At 57.8% G+C, this 24,909-nt stretch carries 18 protein-coding genes and 1 pseudogene; 2 read left to right on the top strand and 17 right to left on the bottom strand.

Annotated elements, in window-relative coordinates:
- Positions 1-10 precede the first annotated feature (10 nt).
- Positions 11-823, bottom strand: a complete 813-nt coding sequence (locus K309_RS0101835; protein ID WP_029044826.1) for an SDR family oxidoreductase — start codon at positions 821-823, stop codon at positions 11-13.
- Between the two features lie 45 nt (positions 824-868).
- Positions 869-1,804, bottom strand: a complete 936-nt coding sequence (locus K309_RS0101830; protein ID WP_029044825.1) for an IclR family transcriptional regulator — start codon at positions 1,802-1,804, stop codon at positions 869-871.
- Between the two features lie 478 nt (positions 1,805-2,282).
- Here K309_RS0101830 and K309_RS0101820 point away from each other — a divergent pair, with 478 nt between their 5' ends.
- Entirely contained in the window at positions 2,283-2,708 is a 426-nt protein-coding gene (locus K309_RS0101820; protein WP_029044823.1) for a PRC-barrel domain-containing protein, read from the top strand.
- 234 nt (positions 2,709-2,942) lie between these two features.
- Here K309_RS0101820 and K309_RS0101815 read toward each other — a convergent pair whose 3' ends face one another.
- The 4 genes from K309_RS0101815 to K309_RS0101800 form a co-directional block, all read right to left on the bottom strand.
- A complete protein-coding gene (locus tag K309_RS0101815) occupies positions 2,943-3,887 on the bottom strand; it encodes a hypothetical protein (protein ID WP_029044822.1) in 945 nt (314 codons plus the stop codon).
- A 702-nt stretch (positions 3,888-4,589) separates the two neighbouring features.
- On the bottom strand, positions 4,590-5,711 hold the full coding sequence (locus K309_RS0101810; RefSeq protein WP_029044821.1) for a hypothetical protein: 1,122 nt from the start codon (positions 5,709-5,711) through the stop codon (positions 4,590-4,592).
- 167 nt (positions 5,712-5,878) lie between these two features.
- On the bottom strand, positions 5,879-7,582 hold the full coding sequence (locus tag K309_RS0101805; protein WP_029044820.1) for a hypothetical protein: 1,704 nt from the start codon (positions 7,580-7,582) through the stop codon (positions 5,879-5,881).
- A 280-nt stretch (positions 7,583-7,862) separates the two neighbouring features.
- Positions 7,863-8,684 (bottom strand): hypothetical protein, encoded by an 822-nt coding sequence (locus tag K309_RS0101800; RefSeq protein ID WP_029044819.1) that lies wholly within the window; start codon positions 8,682-8,684, stop codon positions 7,863-7,865.
- 636 nt (positions 8,685-9,320) lie between these two features.
- Here K309_RS0101800 and K309_RS0101795 point away from each other — a divergent pair.
- On the top strand, positions 9,321-10,700 hold the full coding sequence (locus K309_RS0101795; RefSeq protein WP_029044818.1) for an undecaprenyl-phosphate glucose phosphotransferase: 1,380 nt from the start codon (positions 9,321-9,323) through the stop codon (positions 10,698-10,700).
- Between the two features lie 659 nt (positions 10,701-11,359).
- On the opposite strand, the gene K309_RS35730 is transcribed toward K309_RS0101795, so the two are convergent.
- The 11 genes and pseudogenes from K309_RS35730 to K309_RS42785 all read right to left on the bottom strand — a co-directional run.
- Positions 11,360-12,781, bottom strand: coding sequence for an O-antigen polymerase (locus tag K309_RS35730; protein ID WP_232232295.1), 1,422 nt, complete (start codon positions 12,779-12,781; stop codon positions 11,360-11,362).
- A gap of 44 nt (positions 12,782-12,825) precedes the next feature.
- Positions 12,826-13,866 (bottom strand): acyltransferase family protein, encoded by a 1,041-nt coding sequence (locus K309_RS35725; protein ID WP_051320286.1) that lies wholly within the window; start codon positions 13,864-13,866, stop codon positions 12,826-12,828.
- A gap of 29 nt (positions 13,867-13,895) precedes the next feature.
- The gene (locus tag K309_RS0101780) at positions 13,896-15,149 is read right to left on the bottom strand and encodes a glycoside hydrolase family 71 protein (protein WP_156914281.1); all 1,254 of its coding nucleotides are present in this window, start codon (positions 15,147-15,149) and stop codon (positions 13,896-13,898) included.
- A 169-nt stretch (positions 15,150-15,318) separates the two neighbouring features.
- Positions 15,319-16,548, bottom strand: coding sequence for a hypothetical protein (locus K309_RS0101775; protein ID WP_029044816.1), 1,230 nt, complete (start codon positions 16,546-16,548; stop codon positions 15,319-15,321).
- 1 nt (position 16,549) lies between these two features.
- Positions 16,550-17,749, bottom strand: coding sequence for a glycosyltransferase family 4 protein (locus tag K309_RS0101770; protein ID WP_198030776.1), 1,200 nt, complete (start codon positions 17,747-17,749; stop codon positions 16,550-16,552).
- Positions 17,750-17,843: 94 nt separating this feature from the next.
- On the bottom strand, positions 17,844-20,078 hold the full coding sequence (locus K309_RS0101765) for a polysaccharide biosynthesis tyrosine autokinase (protein ID WP_029044814.1): 2,235 nt from the start codon (positions 20,076-20,078) through the stop codon (positions 17,844-17,846).
- Between the two features lie 77 nt (positions 20,079-20,155).
- A complete protein-coding gene (locus K309_RS35720; protein WP_035876573.1) occupies positions 20,156-21,331 on the bottom strand; it encodes a polysaccharide pyruvyl transferase family protein in 1,176 nt (391 codons plus the stop codon).
- Positions 21,328-22,527: a glycosyltransferase gene (locus tag K309_RS35715; RefSeq protein ID WP_084402330.1), complete on the bottom strand. Its 1,200-nt coding sequence runs from the start codon at positions 22,525-22,527 to the stop codon at positions 21,328-21,330. The genes K309_RS35720 and K309_RS35715 overlap by 4 nt, the downstream gene beginning before the upstream one ends.
- Before the next feature lie 80 nt (positions 22,528-22,607).
- A complete protein-coding gene (locus tag K309_RS0101750) occupies positions 22,608-23,045 on the bottom strand; it encodes a low molecular weight protein-tyrosine-phosphatase (protein ID WP_029044813.1) in 438 nt (145 codons plus the stop codon).
- Positions 23,042-24,181 carry a polysaccharide biosynthesis/export family protein gene (locus tag K309_RS0101745; protein ID WP_029044812.1) on the bottom strand — a complete coding sequence of 380 codons (1,140 nt, stop codon included), beginning with the start codon at positions 24,179-24,181 and terminating at the stop codon, positions 23,042-23,044. Before K309_RS0101745 ends, K309_RS0101750 begins: the two co-directional genes overlap by 4 nt.
- A 481-nt stretch (positions 24,182-24,662) precedes the next feature.
- A pseudogene (locus K309_RS42785) lies at positions 24,663-24,909 on the bottom strand (group II intron reverse transcriptase/maturase); the annotation flags it as partial.

Raw genomic sequence — 24,909 nt, 5'->3', positions numbered from 1 at the left:
CGCTTACTGCTTACACTGCGATGCCGCCGAACTCTTGCATCACCTTGTCATGCAGGCGCCGCATGCCGCGCAGCCAGCGGTCGTAGTCCTGGCCCTTGCGGCGGTAGTACTCCAGCACTTCCGGGTGCGGCAGGATCAGGAAGCGCTCGTCGGCCACGCCCTCGAGCGTCGCCGCGGCCACATGCTCCGCGGTGACGGAGCCCTCTTGCAGGAAGCCCTTGCGCTCCCCCTGCTCGCCGAACAGCATGTTGGTCTGCACGCCCTGCGGGCAGATGCAGCTGACCTTGATGCCGCGGTCGCCGTAGGTGATCGACAGCCATTCGGCAAACCCGATCGCCGCGTGCTTGGTCACCGCGTAAGGGGCGGAGCCGATCTGCGACAGCAGCCCCGCCGCCGATACCGTATTGACGAAATAGCCGTCGCCGCGCTCGAGCATCTGCGGCAGCACCGCGCGCGCCGCATGGATATGCGCCATCACGTTGATTTCCCAGATGCGCTGCCATTCGTCGGCACCCGCGTCGAGGCCCTTGCGCAGGATGATGCCGGCGTTGGAGCAAAACACATCGACCTGCCCGAAGCGGCGCGTGGCCTCGTCGGCCAGTGCCTGCACCGCGGCGGCATCGGCGACGTCGACCGCTTGCGCGAACACCTGGCACGATGGCACGGCCTCCTGGACTTCGGCGGCGACCCTGGCGGCGCCATCCGCGTTCAGATCGGCCACGGCCACGCCTCGTGCACCGGCCTGTGCAAACGCCAGCGCCAGCGCGCGGCCAATGCCAGTGGCCGCGCCAGTCACCACCACGGTCTTGTTGCGTACTTCCATGCGCTATCTCCTCATCGATCCTGGTTGATATGGGTCTGTTACGTGTCATTCATTGGCGGCTCGCCGGCTGGCGGGACATGCGCCCGTCTCGGGCCCGTCCGCCGGCAGCCGCATCGAAGCGCGCGCGCCGCCGGGCTGCCACAGGCGCGCCTGCAGGGTCTCGGCCAGGTCGCGGATGCGCGGGCCGAGATTGCCCTCCAGGATTTCCGGCGACAGCCGCGCCGCGGAGCCGCCGATATTCATCGCCAGCACTTCGCTGCTGCCCGCGAGCCGCAGCGGCGCCGCGGCACCGCTGACGGTGCGGTCCCATTCCGCGTGCGCCACGCAGAAGCCGCGGCGGGCGTAGTCCTGCAGCGCGCGCTCGATGCCGCTGCGCACGGCAGGCCAGCGCACGCCGTAGTGGCGCGCCAGTTCGGCCAGCGCCGCTTCGCGGTGCCCGGCGTCGAGCCCTGCCAGCCAGGCGCGCCCGATTGCCGAGGTCGCCATCGGCAAGCGCGCACCCGGCGCCAGCCGGATCACCAGCGCGCCACGCGGCTGGCAGCTTTCCAGGTAGACCATGGCGTGCCGGTCCGGCATCGCCAGCGCCACGGTGCAGTCGGTGGCAAAGGCCAGCGACTGCATCAGCGGCTGCGCGATCTCGCGGACGCCCGCGCCCCCAATGTAGCGATGGCCGAGCACCATCGCGCCCTGCCCGAGCCGGTATTTCTCCGTGCCTTCGATATAGGTCAGGTAGCCAAGCGTGGCCAGGGTGTAGGTCAGCCGCGACACGGTCGGCCGCGGGATGCCGGTGCGGCGCGACAGCTCGGCATTGCCGAGGTAATCGTCCTGCGGCCCGAAGGCCCGCAGCAGCTCCATGCCACGCGCCAGCGCCGTGACGAAATTGCGGTCCTCGGGGCAGCCCACGCCCGCCGGCGCGCCAGCCGGCGCAAGCGCGTGGGCGGCGTCAGGCGGCGGGGACGGAATGGTGGTGGTGCGCTTCATGGGCGGACGGCAGCAATGGCAAACGGCTCTTGATAGCAGCTTCCCACCCGGACCCGGCACCGCTATGTAGCGAAAGCATGTGCGCCAGAAACGGGGTTCATGGATGCGGATCAGAGAGGCAGCGCGACTTCTGCCATCAGCAACCGGAGCCAGAACCTGCAGACACGTCCCAATAAAATCAATAACTTACCGAGGTCTTGAACAGCAGGCGCCTGCCTTTCAATGCCCAATCCCGCCGCCACCTTGAAGAACGAATCGCCCCAGCACGTGAACTGCGCGTCATCGCGTGCCTGACGACCCGTCCATATCTCGAGAGCGCCCGGGCAACACTGCCAGCCGCTTCCTTCAACCGCCTGGGAAAAATTACGCAGGACGCTTCCTATCGGCAACCGCGCTGTCGACGTGGCGCGCGAGACCGGCCAGGCATACCCGTTGCTTATCTCCATTGTTCGTCAACCCGACACGATGGGAGCACACCATGCAATCGAAACCATCCGAAGGCGCGGCAATCATAGGATCCGGCATCGGCGCAGGGCCAGGTCCGCAAGTGATGGCTGCATCGAGCCTCGACGGCACCACCGCATACTCGTCGGACGGCCAAGACGTGGGCAAGATCTCCGAGATCATGCTTGACGTCCCGCGGGGGCGCATCGCCTATGCAGTATTGACTACGGGCGGTTTTCTTGGAATCGGCAACAGGTTGCACGCAATTCCGTGGAGTGCCCTGGTAATGGACACTGACGAAAAGTGCTTCCGGATTGCCATGACGGCAGAGAGGATCAAGACGGCGCCCGGCTTCGACAAGGACAACTGGCCGAGCATGGCCGACCCCGAGTGGGGTGCCTCGGTGCATGCATACTATGGCCGCGACCCCTACTGGGGCGAGCGGCAAGAAACAAGCTAAGCGGCATATTGCCAGGGCGCAATGCGTGGTCGGGCGCGGCAACGGACGAGTGCGTGCTGTTGCCCCTCGGCATTATTCGTCGGCGACAGCCGCTCTGCGCAAGAGTTAAAAAATAGGCACCGCGATAACGGTGCCCTCAATGGGAAATTTCAATGAATGAAGAACAATAATCGTGCCAAATATATGCACTTCGGAAAATTGAAAATTATTTACATCAGATTTTTTCTTGTCGCGCTACGCGAACAAGGCGCAATTTCCCGCCCGGGCGGGTTCCATTCCGGGAGACGCTGGCCGGACACGTTCCTCAGCATGGCCACCAGCCGCGGCGGCAGGCAACCTGCTCCGCTGGTGCGCCTGCGGCAAGCGCTCCGGCCGCGCCGGCGCTTCATGGTCGACGGCATCGAGATCGAGGCAATGCTTGAAGTCGCTCGCTGCCAGGCGCATGCCTAGAAACTTTCCAAACGCATCGAGCTGAACCTGCGACGTCATCCCTGCGCTGCCGCCGATAGCCGGGCAGATGATCCAGGTCGTTCCGTCCTTGGTGAAGAGCCGCAAGCGCCTGACCTGGTCTGCCGGCTGGAGTGCATGCTCTTCACTGGCGAGCCCGTTTAGCGAGAACGCGTCGACGTATTCGTCGGTATGGCGATGGCTCAGGCAAATGACGGCCTTCGGGCGCCAGCGGGCACGGGTCTTTTCGAGGAACCGGAAGCGTTCGCCATGTCGGCACAGCTCCAGGTAGCGCGCCTGCGGGATCAGTTCAGGCTGACCTCGGAACGCCCTGGACCAGGTCGTTCGTCCGTCGACCTGGGCAGGCAGGGGAAACAGGCTGAGCCGGAATTCAGCGCTCCTGGGCGAGTAGAGATGGCGCCAGTAGTATTGCTCCCAGTCGTTGTCCCCGAGGCGGACGCGCAGCGCCTCGGCGCGCGCGGCGGCCATGATGCGCGCAATGCACTGATGGCCGAACCACTTGCCCATGTCTTCCCGGTGCTGGCTGCGGAACACGGCGTCCCAGGCTGGCGGTGCCATACGCGGCTGCAGCGGTGCGACCAGCGGCTCCGACCACGCCGGGCTTCTGTCGCATATCCAGACGGGAGCCCGTGGATTGCCTCCCTCCATTCCAACGTAGGAGGAAAAATAGCGATCGAGTTCCTGACGCGCGAACACCTTTGAATGCTGCATGTTATCCCTTGCTGCTTGGTGGGACCCCCGATATTCAATGCCGCAGCATGCCGGCGCCTCGTGGGCGCACGTACTGCCGTGGTCTTTTGCAAATCCTTATCCGCAGACAGGAGGCGAAGGCGTCAGTGCGCCATCGCGGGCGACATTCCCGCGCCGATTGGGTCTTTTCCAAGGCCCTGAGCTGCCTGCTTGAATAATGGAGCCGGGCTCGCGCTCGCACACGGCGCCGCCTGCCAGAAATCCAGTTGTTGGGCACTGAAAGCGGTCTCGGCTCGAGCGGAAAAACTGTGAGCCTGTGTTATCCCGGAGCCAGGATAATTCTTGTTATCAGATATTTTTTTCCATGGAAGAAACTGCTTCCCTGACCTTGCACGCTTAGCGACGACTGCTGCTAACGATTAATGTATTTATCCTGACGTGCAACCTCGCGCATTTCACTCAACTGATTTATCTATATATCTTTTATCGATGGCTTGATTCTAACCAGACCTTCCTGATTTAGGAATTTCAATCTTCTAAGATCTGACATAAGTGCCTCTGCTGCATTGCAATATATTGGGGGTTCCTTGTTTTCGATCCCCTCACCGGAGGGGATCGGAATATGCAGACGATCTCTGGGAAATAGAGGGTGAATGCCACTCAGGAACCTTCATCCATGAAGCGGCATCGATCAACCCTGTGGCGTTCATCAGGAACTCAAACTCAGAACCCGGAGAAGCGAATGCCAATCGAGCCGTAGCCGTAGTACCGATCCAGCTTGCCCGCGGTGGTCGCGTTATAGAGGAATGGGATGGTCCCGACGAAGTTGTACAGCGACGCCTGGCCGCGCAGGAATACTTCCACGTTTTTCACGACCGCATACGACAACTCCAGGCCCAGCGTATGGTTGGAGCGGATCGGCGAATAGCCATAGGTCTCCGCGCGGCTATCGACATTGCTGCGCAGCAGGTACTGGAACTGGTATCCAAGGCGTGCCGCGAAGCGCTCGTACTTCCAGCGCCATGACCCGCCCAGGTTCAGATAGCCGGCCGTGTAGTTGAAGTCGTCGTTAAAATTCAGCCCGAACTGGCCGGCATCGACCGCGAACGACGCCGACTGCAGGGTAGCGTTGCCCACGTTGCACGGCGCGGCTAGCTGGCCATTGGCGATATTGTCGGAGCCAATCGCGACATTGAAGTTGCAGTTGCCTCGCTGCAGGCGGGTGTTGATACTGCCGATCGACACGCGGCTGACACCGAGGCCGATGAAGCCGGTAAGCTGGTTGCGCTCGGTCAGTTCGCCGGAGAAGATGACGTCGGCCTGGGCCTGGACATCATTCGCGTTGTTCACGGTTAGGCTGTTGAACGTCGTATTGCGGACCATCACCGGCGACGAGCGGTTCAGGCTGCCGGAGTGGTCTCCCCATAGCGAGAAGCGCAGCATGACGCGATCGCGCGCGCCGGCCTCGGCGAGCGGGTCGTAGTGCATCCCCAGCATCCAGGTATCGATCTGATTGTGATCCTGCCCGTACTCGATGCCGCGGCGCCAGTAGGTGGCCGATCCTGACCAGTGCGGCGAGAACTTGTAGCCCAGCATCAGCTTGCCGCCACGATAATCACCGGCGTTGTCCGACACCGGCCCCTGCTGCCCGCGCAGGTTGAAGACATCCACGGCGCGGTTCACCATATCGTAGCTGGCCTCCACCCGCACCGAGGTGAACTCTCCGGTGGCGGGCTCGGCTTGCATGAAGACATCGTCGGGGGCGGCACTGGCCGTGCCCGCGCACGACAGGCCCAGCATCAGGGCGCAGGCGGGGTTCAACCGGCGCTTGCGAATCAGCTGCATAGAAAACTCCGAGGCAACTGGGCGAGCCTCATGCGTCGGGCGCTCCGGGAAGTGCCCGACGCAGACAAAAAAGACCCGGTCACACTTGCGACTGGCTTGAGACAGGCGTTCGGATGACCGGGGGGCTGGCCTTCCCCATCCGGGCGGAAGGCACCACTACGCGCCGGTCACGGATTCAGCGTCACCGTAGTCTTGAGGCCGTCGCCGACCACCATCTCGGCGTCAGTCTTCACCAATGCCGTCTTGGCGAACTCCACCTCGCCGTTGACCAGCATGCCCACCTTCACATCCCGGCCGCTGACACCGGTGGTTGTGGCAAACGTCACCGGGAAGGTGCTGGTGGCCGTTGGCGTGAGCGCATCAACCTGCGCCTGGCTCAGCGCGCCGGCAGACCTGAGCTTGCCGAGGAACACCGTGAACGGCAGGTTCAGCGAGCCGCCGTTGGCCGTGGAGAACAGGCTGTCGGCGACGCTGTTGGTCAGGCTTGCCGCGGCAGACAAGTTGCCGCTGATCCGGAACGAATAGGCGGTATTGGCGGGCACCACCGCATCTACCAGTTGCGACCCGTTGAACGTCAGCGTCACATTTTCGATGATGACATCGACCTGGTTGCCACCGTAGGTATAGCTCAACCCGGCGCGCACTTGCGACGGCCCGCCGTCGAAGGCGTTACCATTCTGCGTCAGCGCGACCTGGATCGAGCCCAGCGTGCCGCCCGTGGCCGAGATCGTGTCGGTGATCGGGTAGTTGGCGCCGTTGATCGTCAGGTTTGACAGCAAGAGGTAGTTGTTCAGCCCGACAGCGTTTGCCACGTTGTTGATGGCACCAGCATCCACCGCGCTGCCCAGGTCCGCAGCGGCCTGCTGGATCTCGGCGGTGTTACCGGTCGACACCGCATCGCCGAGTTCAGCCAGCGTGTTCGTGATCGATGCATCCGTCAGCCCGTCAGTCGTCACCGCCTGGACCAGCGCAGTGGTCGTCGTGGACTGCGCGCTCTCGGTCACGATGTTCAGCGATCCGCTTTCCGTCAGCGCCGCCAACGTTTGGGTGGGGCTGCTACCCAGATCGACGGCTGCCAGCGCCGTGCTCACGCTTGCCACCTGGGTCGTGATTACCGGCGCGGCGAGTGCGGCCACATTGGCGGCAACGGCGCCGATGTCCGAGCGCAGTTCGGCGGGCAGGCCGGCCTGCGCGTTCTGCACAGCGCTGGACACCACGTTCGTGACCAGCGCAACGCTGGTCAGGTCTGCCGTGCCCGGCGCGCCGGCCACGGCGTTGGCGACGGCCTTGGAGGCCGCTGCGGCCGTATCCGCGGCAGTCAGCGTGCCGCCCTCGCCCAGGCCCGTCAGCGTCTTGGCGACGTGATCCACCAGTTGCTGCACCACGACTGCCGCCCGCAGCGCGGCTGCGTCCTGCATCGGGTCGAGCGTGGCCAGGTCTTTGCCCGGCAGGCCAAGCCCCGTCGCGAGCGGCGCAGCCTGGCCCGAGCCGAGCTGGGCCGCCAGTGTGGTCAGCGGCGAAGCCACCGGAATCACTCCCTCCTTGTAATCCAGCGCTGGTGCCTGCAGCACCCCGGTGAACGGCTGGTTGGTACCGATATCGGTACCGCCGGTCACTCTCAGCGCGCTCTTGGTGCAGCCCGCCGGGAAGGTAAAGTCTCCGGTTCCGTTCGTGACCGCGGTCTTGTTGTCGCAGTCAAGTAAGGTGACAGTCGAGCCGGACAGGTAGAAGTCCACCGCCTTGCCGCTCACGGTCGCGGAAGGCTGGGTGGGCGGGGGCGAATCGTCGCCGCCGCCACCGCAAGCCACCAGCGTTGCTGCGGCACTTGCCATGATGCCAAGGATGAAGATGTTCCGGGTTTTGGTTTGCACGCTGCTCTCCTGAGTTCGATACTTCGCTACAACGAAACATGGTGGGGAATACTGCGACGGAGTACTGCCGCGCACAGTCTCCGGCGCACTACGCTGCCGCTGATGCCACGCACGAAACTAGCGAGCGGGTGCTGTGTCAGCTGCTTGCAGATCGCAGCAGCCCGCAGATAAACGCATCCACCAATCCGTGTCACCCCTACTTGGCGGGGGAAAGACAATCCTTTGCTGCGCAAACCGCGCGGCCAGGCGAACGGTATCGGCGAACCGTGCGCGTCATGACTCATGACGCCCTCGCTATCGGCTCCTCCGCACCGGTCGAGAGCTCGGGGAAATCGTCCGGCTGCAGCCAGCGCGTGATGTACTGCCCCATCGCATCAAGCAACACATCAGACATCAATCCCGCTGCGCCGGCCAATGGCGGACAGATGAGCCACGTGGTGCCGTCTCGCTCGAGCACCCGTAAGGTCTTGGGCTGGTCGGCGGGCTGAAGGACGTGGTCGGTGGCACGCGCCTGCGCGAGGACGAACGCCTGCACGAAGTCTTCGGCGTGCCGCTCGCCCAGGCATATCACCACCTTGGGCTTCCAGCGCCGGCGAATCGCATCGATGAAGGCAAAGCGCCGGCCTTCGCGGCAGAGGTCGAGGTAACGCTGCCGGGGCAATAGCTCCGGCTGATCGCGAAACGCCTTCGACCACGGTGTCTGATTGATCAGGCGCGCCGGCAGCGGGAACAGGCTGAGCTTGAACTCGGCGCCGTGCGGCGCGTACAGGTGATGGTCAAAGTACTGCTTCCAGTCCTGCTCGCCGATGGCCGTGTTGAAGACTTGTGCACGCGCGGCCGCCATGATGCGGGCAATCCTCTGGTGCGACTGCCAGCGCTCCATGTGATGGCGATACTTGCAACGGTAGGCGGCATCCCATGCGCCGGGTTGGCGACGGGGGACCAACGGGGCCAATAGCGACGCGCCGCTCGGATGCGGGGAGCTATCGCAGAACCATACCGCAGCGCCTGGATTTCCACCTTCCATCCCTATGTACGAAGCGAAATACGCATCCAGCTGCTCCCGCGTGAATACCGTATGTGGCTCTGTCTTCTTTCTCATTTCATTGCCGCGGTTGAGTGAAGGATGTCCGGCTACCGGGCCGCATCTGCCTTTGATGGGCTCACACAAACTCGGCGGTCCCGAACCGCTCGCCAATGCCTTTTTATTTTCACCCCCGGTGCGAGGGGTGCGCTGGCCTCTCGCTTCCCTCCTTGAGCGGGGTAACGCTGAAGTCAGTTGCACGGCACCTTCGCGCGCGAAAAATCGACGAAGCCCTTCGCGAATAGTGGTCGAATGCATCATCGGCCAAGGCCAGACTTTCCCTTCTGATGAAGGGTACCGAGGCATTTCGCTGCATCGCACTATTCGCCCTGAAAACACGAAGCACGCCGGTGCCATCAGCGCGCCGGCAGCAAAAAGAGCGTTGCGGTTCCATGGACGACCCTCAAGGATGCGGCCGTGGCCGGTCATCAGCTGACCGCCGCCACACCATGGAACCGGCTGCCGCAATGCAGCCCCGCACGACTCTGCTTTGTCGACACCTTGAGCATGCGCAGCAACGATGCATGCCACGCAACGAGCCTGGACGCCACGCGCGCGGACCGGAGGTTCGGAGGAGACAACAAGGCATGGGCACTCGCTTGAACGCCCATTACTCAACGCTTCTGGGGGAAGCAATTGGGTATCTATCGCGATATGTTTGCCAGGCACCATGATCAGCTCGCGCTGATGGCTCGCCTGCTCGACGCCGGCGCCATCTGGCTTGCGGCAATCCTGGCCAGTGAAGTGCGGTTTGCCACTGCGCACGCGCCGATCCATCAGTTCATCCAGTACTTCGGCTGTGCGATCGCCTTCATCGTGCTGCCCGGGTTCGACGTCTACACCTCGTGGCGCGGGCGCAGCCTGTTCTCGCTCGCTGCGCGCCTGATGTCTGCCTGGAGCCTGGTGTGGCTGGTCAGCCTGCTGCTGACCTACCTGCTCCATCAGGCCGACTCCCTGTCCCGCCTGTGGATGGTGTACTGGTACGCCTTCTCGCTGGCCGGCCTGGTGGGCCTGCGCGTGGTCACCCGTGCCGTGCTCAACCTGCTGCGCGTTGCCGGCGCCAACAACAAGCGCGTGATCATCGTCGGCTTTGGCCGGACCGGCCAGGAAATGTACCGTCGCGCGACCGCCAGCCACACCACCGGGTTCAAGGTCAGCGGCATCTATGCCGCTGAAAGCGAATCCACGCCGGAGGGGCGCCGGCGCATCACCGACAGCGCCCACATAGCGGATTTCGCCCGCGAGCACGGGATCCATGAGATCTGGATCACCCTGCCAATGAGCGAGCACCGCCTGATGCAGGAGATCGCCTTTTCGCTGCGCAACGACTTCATCGACATCAAGTGGATGCCGAGCGTGCTCGACCTGGACCTGCTCAACCACAACGTCGGAAACTTCCTGGGCATGCCCGCGGTGGAAATGAACAAGCCACCATCGCTCGGCGTGCGCGGCACCATCAAGGCCATCTTCGACCGCAGCTTCTCGGCACTGGTGCTTGTCGCGCTGTCGCCACTGTTTCTGCTCATCGCCATCCTGATCAAGCGCGACTCGCCGGGCCCGGTCTTCTTCAAGCAGGAGCGTCTCGGCATGGATGGCCGCGTCATTCACGTCTACAAGTTCCGCAGCATGAAGGTGCATGCCGAGCACGGCGTCGTCACGCAAGCAACAAAGGGCGACAGCCGCGTGACGCCGATTGGTGCCTTCCTGCGCCGTACAAGCCTGGACGAACTGCCGCAGTTCATCAACGTTCTCAAGGGCGAGATGAGCGTGGTAGGCCCCCGGCCGCACGCCATGGCACATAACAACATCTACAAGGAGCAGCTGGACTTCTACATGCTGCGCCACCGCGTCAAACCGGGCATCACCGGCTGGGCCCAGATCAACGGCCATCGCGGCGAGACCGACACCCTGGACAAGATGGCAAAGCGGGTGGAGCACGACATCTTCTATATCCGGAACTGGTCGTTCTGGATGGACTTGAGGATTATTTTCTGGACGGCGTTCAAGGGGTGGAGTGGACAGAATGCGTATTGAAGCCTGCGCATCACGGATAGTGAGCTATCAATTCCACTGGCGTTCGGGACATTGAGTTCGTAGGTCAAACGCGCACTATCCCTCAAGACAGAGGCGACATCCGGGCTCGAAGTCGAATTTCGCGGTTCGGACACCGGGAGTCGCTCGGGCTAAGCTTGCCCTCCTCTCGCATTTGCATGCCTCGTAGCAACTTATTCCCTTTGCAAGGGTATTTTCGCAATAGCCCAGGTCGGCCTCTCCTTGCTTCTTCTTTTCTATCGAAGAATAGGCGCCCAGACTGCATACCCTTTGCGAAGGCAGAGAAGCAAGGCAGATAAAAGCCAAGGCACAATAGCAGGCGCACGACCTGGCACGCGGGATCGATCCCAAGCATGGGTCACGTCGGAACTGCAGATCCTTGTCAACCGTTGCTCAAGGTAGTTGTACTACGCTAACCCACTTTCGCGTGGGGTATCCGTACCGGTCCTGGGCGATCTCCACTCTCCAGCAACTGATGACTCCAAAGCGAAATGTCGCCCGGCAATGGCACCTTGCCCGCGCTCCAGTATCTCACCGCCGCCAGGCAGAGCATGCGGCATTATAAGGCGCGCCGGCGCGCGGCCGGGACAAAAAAGCCACCCCGAGAGGTGGCTGGTGTTTCGAATGGAGGCCTCGGGAAATCATGTAGCCATGGGCGCCGACGGACCCCGATTTTCAGCAAGCCAAAGGCTCGTATATCGCGGCCAGCTCAAGGCGTACCCCATCGGTATGCCAAATAATAAAACCCACCGAATCACGTAATACACCATCACGTTTGAATCGAACAGAAAGAACAGGAACGGCAGCGGCCAAAGGACGGCGCGGAGCGCTTTCCATCTGCTCGACTTCCCACTGACCCTGTTCAGCACTACGAGCAGCCACCCCGGAATTACAAACGACAGTACGTATCCCAGCAAACCGAAATTGACCAGGAACTCCCCCGGCATGCCGAACAGCAATGTCGTCTTCTTCAACGTACCACGCTCAACATCCTGAACGATCTCGGTCTTTTCTTGTGCGAAGGTGTCTGGCTTACCCTTCCAAAGTGCCGACGGAATGACGGAGGCGATCGCGCCTAGAAAACTCCGCCCCATTGAAAGTTCGTATCCAGGTTTCCCAATCTCTTCGATCGCGGTTGTCTGCACGTCGAATCTTGAAAGGTCGCGAAACAGAAACGAGCTGATCGGGCCCATGCTGACTTGCAACACCCGCTTTTCCGCGAAACGCTGGTTGATCTTGCCAAGGTCCTCGAACCCCAAGCCGAGCTTCAGCGGGATAAGAACGATACCTGTCAGCGCAACGACTGCACCCACAATCTTCGCCTTTCTTGCGCTGATAGGCTTGACGAAGCCGTGATAGATGAACAACGCGAAGACGAGCACGAATACGATGCCCTGTCGACTACCGGCAACCCCTGACGCCAACCACCCAAGCCCGAAAAGCTGGGCGAAAGCAATAAGTGTAAGGATTGTACTCGGTCGCTTTCGGACCATCAGGCAGACGAATACCCAAAGCGGCGAAGTATTAGCAAACGCCTGGATGACTCCCAATCCCTTGAATGGATCATAGTCGGTGCCAGTACCCTCAAGCCGGTCTTCGTAAGCACTGGCAACCGCTCCATAGCCGCCGAGCTTGATGTACATGAAGGCAAGTGCCGCCAATGACATTGCTGCGAACATGTATGCGATTCGGTTAGCCCTCGCCGTCCGATCGGAAACGTCCGGCCATGGTCTTAGATCTTTCGACTTGAGGTCGAGGTAGACTTTCGTCACAAGAACGCCGGCAATGCTGGCCAAGAACCAGGTGCCAACCGCAAGGCTATCCTGCGACAGAAGCCTCAGGTAGATCTCATCACCGGTAATCAGCTGCCCGAGAGGAAATATCCCCAAAGAGAACAGAAGGAAAAGGCGGAACCAGCGAACCGTCGCATTGCGCGGTCGAATCATCATGACCGCGACGACAAGCACAAGGGCCAGAATTACAGTCAGCGGATGCGCTCGGCCGTTCTCAATGATTACCGCAATGGAACACATGCCGGCACCAATCGCTAGGGTCGCCCACATTGCTTTCCCTCCGTTTGCTGGAGAGCCACTATAGCGGCGCGTATTCATCGTTGTGCCACCCGTTTGCCGTCGGCTCGCACGCCGAACATTGATTTCTCCGATGCCAACTTCACGAGTTTGATAAGGTTGACTTCGATTAATGCATAGCAAAGGTATCCACCCACCAGCGCCAACGCAGTCAAAACAGCAATCGATGTGATTGGATACTCCTGGAGCCCGAAGCGCTTGATTGCGAATGCAGTAGTAGCCAACGCAAACGGGTGAGAAAGATAGAGTGAGTACGATGCATCGCCGATGGTACCCGCCACTCGACCAAGCATTGTGTCGGACACCCGCCTAACGGTGTCCTCAGCACTTACAAGCCCAGCAAATACAAATGCCATTGGGACGCCGTAGCTGTAGACTCGATCATGCACTTCTCCACTTAGCGCGTAGGAAAAAAGACTCACTACGCCGATAAATACCAATAGCGCGCTGAGTTCCCGTGACCGAGGACCATACCTCACGAACAAGTACGCCCCTATGCCCATAACAAACTCAAGCACAATAGGAGCCGTAAGAAATTTGACTGTGGGGTTGGCTGGCTGCAGCACCGAACCTCCAACTGCAAGCGCGACCATGATGCCACTGACAATCGCCAACCTCCATCGGAGTGCGAAACCGAGGGTAGCGGCGAAGATAACGTAGAACCAAAACTCATAGGTCAGCGTCCACCCGTTCTGGATTAGAAACTTAGCCCCCGTCGGAATCAACGTGAACGAGTGCAGCACCGTCGTGGTGCCGCCACTACTGTTCACCAGACTCGGGCTTACGATGTAGACCATTAGCGCAACCAGAGTGAGCGCCCAGTACAGCGGGATGATTCGAAGCACGCGGGCGACCAGGAAGCCCCGCATAGTCACCTTCCGGTTGGCTGTCACGTGGCACATGATGAACCCGGAAATGATGAAGAAGAGATCGACGCCCGACCCGCCGATCTCCCAAACCGCGCCGGTTCCGGAAATCTGCCCTTGCTTGGTAACAGCATGGCAGACGACGACAAGGACGGCGGCTACGGCTCTCAAAAACTGGACGGAATAAAGCATACAACTCCTCGGTTTCGACCAACTTCGATCTACCCCTTCGCACTACCAGCAAAATAATTGTACTGCCCGGAAAAATCGTCCGAACTTATTTCCAGTTCACCGACTTTATCAATGATCACGCTCCCCCTTCTACGCAGAGTAAATCGAGGAATGCCTGCATGAAAAGCAACACTAAGATGGGTTACTCCGCGGCCAACTTTAAAAGTGCTTATACGCCCATCGATCTTCACCGTGAACTCCGCCTGATCCTTGAGCAGCAAGGTCACATGTATATCCGGCGAAAGCCGCTCTTTTGTTCTAGGCAAACTACGCACACTTCTCTTCCCGAAGCTCGACCATTCCCCGTACTCAGAAACGTCTACCGGATGAAGCCTGTAGAAATAAAAAATCTCGTCGCGGTTGATTTCCGGTCGCCTTCCCCTCTTGAACCAAGATATGTAATACCTGCTGGCCTCAAGATACCCCTTATGAGAAAGCATGTCATTGAAGCGTTCAGCGAATACTCGTCCTCTTTCCGCGGCTAAAATGGGGGCTACATATGTCGACTCTGCCCAATCGTTCCAGGTTACGATCTGTACCCAGTCTGCGTCGCCATGGATTGCCGCCTCCCATTCCATTGCCATTCCGACAAAGCCATAAGTCTCGAAAGCCCTATAATTAGTGCCGTTATACAACCCCCTATAGTACGGAGTGACTGATGACATAAACAGTTTGCGCACGGCCCTGATTCGGTCGCTCAACATTCGAATCGACGACGCCAGAACCCACGGAGAGCCGGCGGCACCAAAATAGAAGTATCCATCCGCCCCGCCCAATTTCGAGATGAGTTCCTGCGCCTGGCTGTCTTTTATTTCCTCCTCCCCTGTATCCGGGACAAAATGAGGAACAAAAAACACTCCAAGTTCGCGGGACAACTTAATGAGCGACGCACGCTTTGTTGAGCTTTTTCCCCCTGCGGAATACGTTGAAAGGACAGGCTTTCCGTTCACTTTCAGCTGATTCGGAAAATCCGCAGTACTTCGCACAATATCTTCGACTTCGTCCTGCGCCCTGCCATCAGCGGAAACAAACAGCCAGAAATCAGCCTTAAGCGCGCTTGCTGCCTCAAAAATCTGCATGACTCTGCGCTTGTAATGGGGCTCGCTCCTGCTCCAGCCACCACAGTTGAGGGCAAAGCCGTCTATCCCGTGGGCAATAGCCTCTCTGATCTCCGCTTGATAGTCCTCAATAGTGGCATTAGCTCCTGCCCTTGGCCACGCAACCATATAGTGTGCGAATACCATTTTGGGCGCCCTATCTTCATTCTCGGGAGATGGCTCGAAGCCCTGTGCCGGCTGAAACCTTAAAATCGGAAGAGATCCCAATAAAATGGATAGCCGTCTCCGGAGCACACTACGCGGGGGTGCTGATGTCATGCCTGGCCCTGTTTATACGGAATCCGCAACCGATCTACTACGTCTCAGCTATTCTTGGAAGACAGAAAATAGACAACGGTACCAACACGGCGTATACGACCGCCATCGAAACTACCGCACCGAAAACACCGAGCCACTTTGTGAAAACAAAAAGCGCGACTATTACCCCAATAACCTCGAACGTCGAAATAAACACAAAGCGCCGTGAATCATTCACGAAAACATAAAGCGATATCAATCTACAAGAAAATATCAATAACGCCCCACCAAACACTAAAAACATAAAGTAGAACTGTTGCCGGAAGGACCCCACCTCCCCGAGAGGAAAAAGATTCACAACACAGGAAAGATAAGCCATCAACCCGCAACAACCCAGTATAGACACCGCGGCAAACACAAACAGCACAACACTCTTTCGCCCTTTATTGCGCAACATAGAAGAATAGTCAAACCGCTTCTGAACGATGTACGCCAGCGATTGACCGAAGTTAAATGCTAAATTCTGAATACTTTTCACGCCGCGATAGAGACCGGCCGCCGCGGGCCCCGCAGCGGCAGCAACAATCATTACGTCAACGTGCTTTGCGCCCGAGAATAGCGCATTGGAATACCAACTACTCAGCAATTCGCGCCACGCAAATCTGACTATCTGTGAATAGTTTGCAAGCCGCAGACTCTGGCTCGTGGCCGTATTTCCTAAGCGCTTTGACACGACTATCCTATACGCGCCAAGCAACAGAAGGCCATAAATAGCCTCCACCGCCAATAACAGGTCAGGGAAATAAGGCTCCCACTGTTGCTCAAGCGAGATCTTCCAGACTGCCGCGACGCGCAAAGAAGCAGCGAATGCAGAAACCAGGCATATCAATCCGTTCCCACCATTCAGCCTCAGGTATCCCAGCGGGAAATGTGACATTGCATAGGCCATAGGTGCGAGCACGAGAATTAACCATATCTGCGGCATCGCGACGACTCCGACGCTGTGAAGCAGAAAGGCCCCACCCAAAAATATGACCGATGATCCGAGCGCGCTAAAAACATCCAAGAAAAGCAGGCTTGTAAATTTTTCCCGTATTTTGCTTACGCTATAGATTCTTGCTGCACCAAAATTAAATACATCGATAGCCACAAAAAACATCGCCATCAATGCATAACACTTGCCGGCCCACTCGACGTTTAAATTTTTCAACGCAATAACGACCGCGAGAAAATTGCCAATCGCCGGGATCGCGGATCCGGCAATCACATAAATTACATCCCTGCGCATCCTATCGCGCCTCGAAAAGCTTGTTGCAGTATGCAGCGTATTTCGGACGTAGCTTTTCCTCACTAAACTCCATGGCCACATGTTGCTGCTGACGAGATTGACGTGCCAGCAAGGTGCGGTCTCTCACCAGTCTCTCGATTGCCTTCACAAGCTCTGGTCGGTCACCAGCGCAGACCAGTTGCTGCGGGGGCAGAACATCGGGTATGCCGCCGACCTTCGTTGCCAGCACAGGCAGGCCAACAGCCATCGCCTCAAGCATTGCCCGGGGCATGCCCTCCTGAAAAGACGTCAATACAAAGAGATGATGTTTACGGAGCAACACATGCACTTCTTCCGCGGAAATTACGCCGACAAAGTCAACTACATCTTCAATCATGAGTCGGCGTGCATATGCCTCAAACTCCTTGCGCAACGCCCCGTCCCCCACCAGGGACAACCTTAACGCAACCCCTCTCTGTCGAAGCTCGGCCACGGCGTCTAACAAGACGATATGACCCTTGCTGTGGTTATGCATCATCCCTATGTTCACGAGGCTAAAATCTACGGCGTTCAGCTTCTCATGCAAGGCGGAGCTATCGGAAAAAAGACTGTCCGGCAAATACACATCACTGAATCCGAATGCTATGTCCGGCGTGGATGGATACTTATCCTGTAAATAACGGCTCGTCACGTATCTGACGCTTTGCGATTTTCGAGCCGCCAACTTTGTGAAATATACGTGAACGACTTTCGCCACCCTTCGAAGCGGATGCGTTGAGGCAGCCTCACTAAAGTAGTCTGCCGGATCAGCCACAATCTCCGCCGAGAATCTTCTTCCAGACAGAAGGCAAAGAAGCATGGTGAGAACAGCAATGCTCCCTGGAAACCTGATCAATATGACGCCAGGAGATCGCACCACGCGCCATAGCCGGCCAATCAACCTGGGAGTACTTAGCAGCAGGCTCACCGCGCCCCTATTCGAGCCCAAATCCAAAAATTTTACCTTCGGCCCGGTGACCGCCTCTCCAACCGAGCGCGTCCCATCGAACGCCCTGGCTGCTATAACCACGCGGTCGAAAAAATCGACGAATCTCGCACCGAACATTTTGTATCCCATATGAGGACTCATAATTTCACCGCCGAAGCGGTTGAAATTTCCGTCCATCACCATAGTGAGCGATCTTTCATCTTCGGCACATTTCATCACGTCGAGCAACCTCATCAATTCACTTCCTCTGAAGCAGATTTGCGAAGCGACCTGCAAAAAAAGCATCGCGATTTCTTAATCGTGGAGCGATTAACAGGCATGCCTGGCATCAGGCAGTCTCGCCTGCAGAATTCCCGTACTCGTATTTCACGTAACGATATCTTCCGTATTTCGAACCATACGTAAATGCGCTCTGATCAACGCCATTGAAAATCACGCCTTTTATACTTGCGTTCGAATGGCCCAAACTCTTTGCACTCTCCGTGATCTCACCGATCGTAGTTACGTTTGATCTCGCTATAACAAATACTGTGCCGCAGTGGCCTGCCGCCAACGAAGCATCGGACACAGCAAGAACCGGAGGCGAATCGACGAGAACGATATCATATTTGCTACTTTTTGCATCCAAGAATGCTTTTAATCGATCATTCGAAAGCAGATCGGCCGGATTAGGCGGAATAGCGCCTGTACTGATAAAATCCAGGTTATGGAAAACGCGGCAATGGGTAACTTTCTCGGGCGATGAATTTCCAGAGAGAACGTCCGACAGGCCAGGAGCACGTTCGAGTCCAAAATATTGATTCAAATAGCCTTTTCGCATATCCGCATCAACCAGAAGAACGCGCTTACCGCCAGCGGCCAATACAGCAGCCAGATTTGCGGACACGAATGACTTCCCCACCGATGGGGTGGCTCCCGTCAAAAGCACGCGGTTATTTTGAGCATCTAACATTGCGAATTGCAGCGCCGTGCGGAAACTCCGCAGTGCCTCGATCGAGGCTTCATCAGGTTCCAAGTTTGCCAAAAGATGCTGGCCGCTCTTCTTCGCGCCAATGGCCTTTGATATCTCGAGCTGCGCCTGGGATAGCGGTATCGTTGCGTAGACATTAAGTCCGGTGCGCTGCTCAATATCCTGCGCACTCGTCACCCCTCCGAAAATCGTCTCGCGCACAAATGCCGAAATTACACCGAGCATAAGGCCCAGAATTGCCGCAACGGCCATTACTAGGGCGCGTTTTGGTTTAACGGGCTCCTCGGGTATACGTGCCTCATCCAGTTGTCGAACAGTGCCCACTTTGCCCGCCTTAACCAGCTTGAGCTGTTGCATATTATTGAGGACACCGACATACAGATCATTGCTGACCTGTACATCGCGCATCAGGCGTACGGCATCCTGCTCCAGATTCGGCAGAGATCTCATTTGTCTTGCTTGCGACGTTACCTTTGCATTCAGCGCAGCAACCTGTTGCTCCACAGCTTTAACAGCCGGGTGATCGGGAGAGAATCTGCTGCGTAGCTCGGTAAGTTTTTGTTTTTGTTCGAAGAGCGCCGTCTGGGTTGTTACGCTTTGTTGGAGGTAGGCAGCTCCCTCTTCGCTCAAATTAAATGTACCGCGGGAATTTCGCAGTGCATTGAATCGGTTTTCGGATATCTCGAGTTGCGACTTAAGTTCTGGCATAAGCTTTTCCAGAAACGCAATTGACTTCTCGGCCTCCTCTCCTTTTCGCCTGATATTCTGCTGGACATATTCATGCCCTATCTCGTTAAGAATATTCGAAGTCAGCTTGGGATTTTTCCCCTGCAGAGAAGCGTCAATAATCCCGCTTTGCTTTCCCTTCTCTTCTATTCGCAGGTTCACCTGCAGCTCTTGCAGCGTTTTCAACTGCGAATTTCTAATCAGAATAAATCTAGCCAGTGGCTTCGCCTTGACCCCCGCCACCGAGATTTCTATGCGACCTACACTCTGCGTAACGGAGGTGACCTCACCCAACTTACCCTCGATCGGACTATCTAGATCGGGTTGCTCAAGTCGAAAGCGTCCGTTGGGCAAAACCGTGAGGACGAAGTCTTCTCCCTCGAGTTCCTCAGGAACATTAAACTCTTTGACATCTATCGACTCACTGCCCCATACGTACCCTCCCCAGCCGAGAATTCCGGGGTCGGAAATGCCCTTGTTTCTACTGGCGATCCAACGGCCGATGAACGGGAAGTAGCGTGGCTTAGCATCGATGTAGAGACGAAGATTGTCGACGGCCTTGCCCACGACCATTCGCGATCGGAGTATTTCGATCTCGGCTGCGGCCTGCGTCTTGGTGTCAAACAGCTGCGATACGTCACCTAGAAGGCTGCTGGCACTTGTGGGACTGTCCTCCACTTGGATGAGGACATCTGCCTCATATATAGGGGTCGCGAGGATCGCGTACACCCCTCCCAGAAAAATAGCTGCTGCCAGCACCGAAGCTATCAGCTTCCAGTTCCCCAGCAATACGTCTAAATAGCGGACAAGTTCACCGTCCTCCTCCGCGGAGGCGAGATTGTACTGAGCAGGAAGTCGATCGTTCATCAAAAATACCCTCCCTCCGCCTACTCCAGTTTGCTAACTAGTGGCAGTGAAGATTAAGATTGGTTAGATACAGTTTTCTAATTTTGCGAATCCCGCGTAATTCGGCGAATTTCACTCACGATCGAGTCGTAGCTATTGCGCGCTTCGGTCAGTTTTTTTTCCGCATTTAGCCAAAAATTGTCGATCGCACTGCTTTCGAAAATCTTATGTATGACTCGCCATGCAGAGAAATCCGCAGCGTTTTCGACCCACCCGTCGACACCGAGATCCTTGTACGCGCCGAATCCTTTTCTTTCATAGCTCAAATGGAACGCCGGGACACCAGCCAGTATCGATTCGAGTGCACCGTGAAGGCGAACAGAGATCACGACGTCGGGTTTATCTTCGCTCAGAATCGTCTTCAGGGAATTGAGCGGGTCCGAGATCCCAATTCGTTTGTAGTAAGCCACGTCGTCGTTTCCGCGACCCGAGCTCTGAATTGCGTACGTTACCTTACATCGTTTCTTTAACTCAGATATCAGCTCTCTCGTTGAATCGGCATAACGCTTTCGCTGCTCGCGGTCCCAGCTCGGCGCCTCGCGCAAAACCAATGCAACATGACAAATATTGCGAGTTATTTTGCGAGCCCGATGCGTTTGTTTACCATAGCTATTGCTAAACTCAAGCACCGCAAGATCCGGTGCGCGACGCGTGTTAGAGTTTTTTTCGAGGGCGGTGAATGACCGCTCGTCACGTACAAAGACACGCTCGAATCCCCCGAGCAATTGAGTCAATTTTGTGTGAAATACACTCGCAAATCCGTCGGGGTGAAGCAGGGTCGGTCCGATGCTCTGAGGTAGATATATTGCTGGCTTTCCCGAATTTCGGGCCGCTCTTAACTGCACGAGATGCCCGAGCGCAAGCTTGGCCGCTTCGGCGTTGTTGCGGGCTCGCAGATATCCCCCACCAACGCCCACGATGAGATCTACCTCTTTTAGGAGCTGGTGAAGCTTCCGGGTAGGCGCGATAGGAATATTAAGGGCCACCCCAAGTGCCGCCGCCACACGGCCAAATCCGTTCTGCGCAAGTACGGGTGCGTGGACCACGTCGTAATAGTTTGAAAAAGAGTGGGGGTCTGCCGCAACAATCGTAATTCTGATCCTATCTCCCAACGCCTCCCTAAGAATTTTCACGGACAAATCCACCAGCAGTCCATCGCCGGAGTTCTTTCGACTATATGCATGTAGCAACGCGACATGACAGTGCGAGTTCATTCTGTGCCCCCATCGCCCAGGCTGGCATAAACCTTCAGCGTCCGCTCCACCATTTCGGAGGCGGAATATCCTGCTACGGCCTCCTTGCACCTGACACGCATTTCTTCCCTCAATTCTGAATTTTCAAAAAGCTTTTGTATTGCGTCGGCGAAGTCAAGGGGTTCGTCCGTATTTTCAACAACAATGCCGATGCCTTCCTCGGAAACCAGCTCTTCAGCGCCGGGAACCCTTGTTGTAACTATCGGCAGATATGCGGCCATCGCCTCGAGATAGACGTAAGGAAACCCTTCATATCTACTGGCGAGGGCAAATATGTCGAACGCGGCAAAATACTGTCGTGCCTGAGGGATCGGTCCGATAAATCGAACGTTTGCCGGCAGATCTACTGCCCGCAAACCGGTCGCAACTTCGATATCTCCGGATCCAATTATCACAATACAGATACCTTCGCCGAACTTCGAATATAGGATCCTGGATATCGAAACGAGTCTATCGATGCCTTTCTGAAATTCCAGGCGGCCAACAAAGCCGACATAGAACTTCCCTTGTTCGAGCCGCAGCGCTTTCCTGGCGTCGCCCTGTGACATCAAAGAGAAGGATGGTATCCCGTTGTAAATGGTGGTGGTTATTCGACTGGGTATGGCCAAAACATTGCGCGCGTGTTCAGCCTCGTCCCTGGAAACCGCTATTAGCCGATCCGTGTAGATTCTGCCAAACAGACGCTCGATTGCACCGTAAAACCTGCGTTTCCCTCGCGCCAAATAGGGATTTAGTGTATAGAGGGCGTGCGGGGTGTAAACCTGTTTCCACGGGCCGAGGCAAAGCCGTGCGAGTACCCCCGCCTTCGAACTGTGGCTATGAACAATCGCTGGGCGGATTCTGATTATTTGTCGAAAGACATGAAAATATGCGATGAGATCCCGCCACGTGACGTTACGGTGCATAGGAACTCGCACAAAGGACGTGCATAGGCCAATAACTTGCTCCGTAAGAATGCTCGCATCGAAGCGAGCCCCTGATGGGACGATCAGGTGTACCTCGACACCTTTTGCAACCAACCCACGGATCATATCCACCAGGTGAACTGCGACGCCGCCGCCCGCAGCCTCAACGACGAACACCACGCGAAAAGATTGTGAAAATTTGCTGACACCGGTCTCTAGTAGGGCCGTACCATCGAGATGCCTTATTTCCATTTTCTTCACCCATTAATGTTCCGACAATACTGGCCGCTCAGTGCTTATATTTTTCGCTTTTTTGTTTTACAAAGATTCAGCTAATTAACAGCCGAAATTTTTGGAACCCAGGCTTTCAGTCCAAGGTCGATTAGCTTGAGCGCTGATTCGAAGTCGCTTCGCGGCTTTCGATACGGGTCGGGGATGTCAAATTTTCCAAACTCGCCCAACCTGAATATCTTCCCCGAGACATGCGGATACTTACTTGCGATGTCGTGCTTTTGCTTCTGGTCCATCACCAGGATCAAGTCGGCCATGGCAGCTTCAATCCCCGTCAGTTGCCTGGCGCGATGAGAGGAAATGTCTAATCCGCCCTTCGCCAGAAGATCCACGGATATCGGGTCAGCTGATCTGCCGACTAAAGCGGCGATTCCAGCCGACGACACGGTAAGCCTTGGCAACGCGTGCTTTAGCAACCCTTCAGCCATCGGGCTCCGGCAAATATTGCCAATGCACACCACGAGTACGGTTTTGATCATTTGACCGCGTTCGCCGTGGACGTGAAGAAGTTGCCGCTCGGCAGCAGCTGGTTGATCACGCGGCTCCAGCGGACCACACCTGCGGCATCCACATAGACGACGTCCTTTGGCTTCAGCTCGAAAGATTCGGCCAGTGCAAAGGAGACCGGGGACTTTCCGTCGAGATGGAACACCTGGGCTTCGCCATCAATGCTCTTGCGGATAACGTAGAGTTCCTTCGCGTTGGCCGAGAGGGGGTTCACGCCGCCGGCTTCGCCGATGGCCTCGCTGAGTGTCAGGCGGCCGTTGCGCGGCATGACGGCGACAGGACGCACGACTTCGCCGGTCACAAACACCTTGCTGTCCTCGCGTTGTTCCACGCGCACGATGTCGCCGTGGCGCAGCAGAATGTGGGCGGGGTCGATGCCTTGCTGCAAGAGCGCAGGTATATTGACGACGTAGGTCTTGCCCTCGCGGGAGATGCGGATGCGGCTATTGTCGCCGGTCAGGACGTTGACACCCCCGGCGCGGTTGAGCGCTTCGACCAGGGTCATGGGTACGTCGTCGATGTTTTGGGGACCCGGCGTCTTGACTTCGCCGTCGAGGTAGACACGCTTGCTGCGGAAGGCGAGCACGCGAACGGTAACCTGTGGCATGTTGACGACCGGCTTGAGCTGGGTGCTCAGCTGACCACGGATCTCGTCTGGCGTGCGGCCAAGAACCTTTAGCACGCCAGCGTAAGGAAATTGGATGGTGCCAGCGGGACTCACGACGTAGCCTGGGACGTTGGCCGCGCCGCTGTAGTTCGGAATCTCGTAAGCCGTGCCGATCGAGTAGGTCTGCGTGGGGAACACCAGTTCCGGGTGGTCCCACACGACGATCGACAGGATGTCACCGACGCCTACGGTATAGGGCTTTGGAACGTCGTACAGCTCCTCCACCCCGGCGTTCACCGATGGCGTGGCGGCCTTCAGCGTACGCACCAGCGCCGGTGTGATCTGCGTGATCTTGGGCACCGACTCCGGATCTTCCGGATCGAGCGGGCGCTGTGGGTCGAAGCGCATGCCCGGCGCGAGTGCGCAGGACGCCAGCAATGGAATGATCCCCAGGCACATTGCAGCCCTGCCAAACCTCAATCTGGTTGAAAGCTTTAGCACGTCTCGATGATTCCCTTGTTTGCAAGAAGATCCGCCTTGCCCGCCGTCTCCCTGGCGGGTTGAGCAGCGGCGATTCCGCCGATTCGACATGGCACCCGTGGGTGCTTTTCCGCTTTGTGCATTGCCTGCGGACTTGAACCTGGCGGTGTTGGCTTCGAATTGCACGGCGCGGAGGCGCGCTCTTTTTGCACTGCGTCATTTCGCAAATGACCGGCGAAGTTTATGGCGCGTCGGACTACATCTTCAAGGCGCGGCCGGCATCTTGAGCAAGTTTCCGATCCCCCCATCAGAGTGGAAAGGAAATATGGGAGGGACGGCATTGGAGCGGTTTGCGCCCTGTCGAGCAGGCCGCCTCGGTACTTGCGCCCTTCTTCCCGCAACTTGCAAAGGCTCAATCGGCATAGGGGGCAGCCGCACTGGCTGCGCCCCTGCCACACCACCCGGCATGCGGGTCCGCACCGGGCGGTTCGAGAGGTTGAGGTTAAGTGAGGCGGGGCATGCCCAACTGATCGAAGTAGGCGATGGTCAGGACTCGGTTCAGCGAGTCCCCGCTGTTGCGCCACCAGCACCGGCCACTCGCCGCTACTTGCCTGGCGGCGTCAGCTGTAGCACCCAGGGCACGCAACTCTCGGTAAATGACCCGACCACGGCGCCAGTGCTTGAGCTGGATGGCTCGCAGCCGGTGACGCATCCACTTGTCCAGCTCTCGCCAGATCTTGGGCGTTTGC

Source organism: Cupriavidus phytohabitans, from assembly GCF_000426345.1.
In the GTDB taxonomy this organism is placed as follows: domain Bacteria; phylum Pseudomonadota; class Gammaproteobacteria; order Burkholderiales; family Burkholderiaceae; genus Cupriavidus.
Note: the sequence above shows the minus strand (reverse complement) of the source record. Positions and strands in the feature narration are given on the sequence as shown.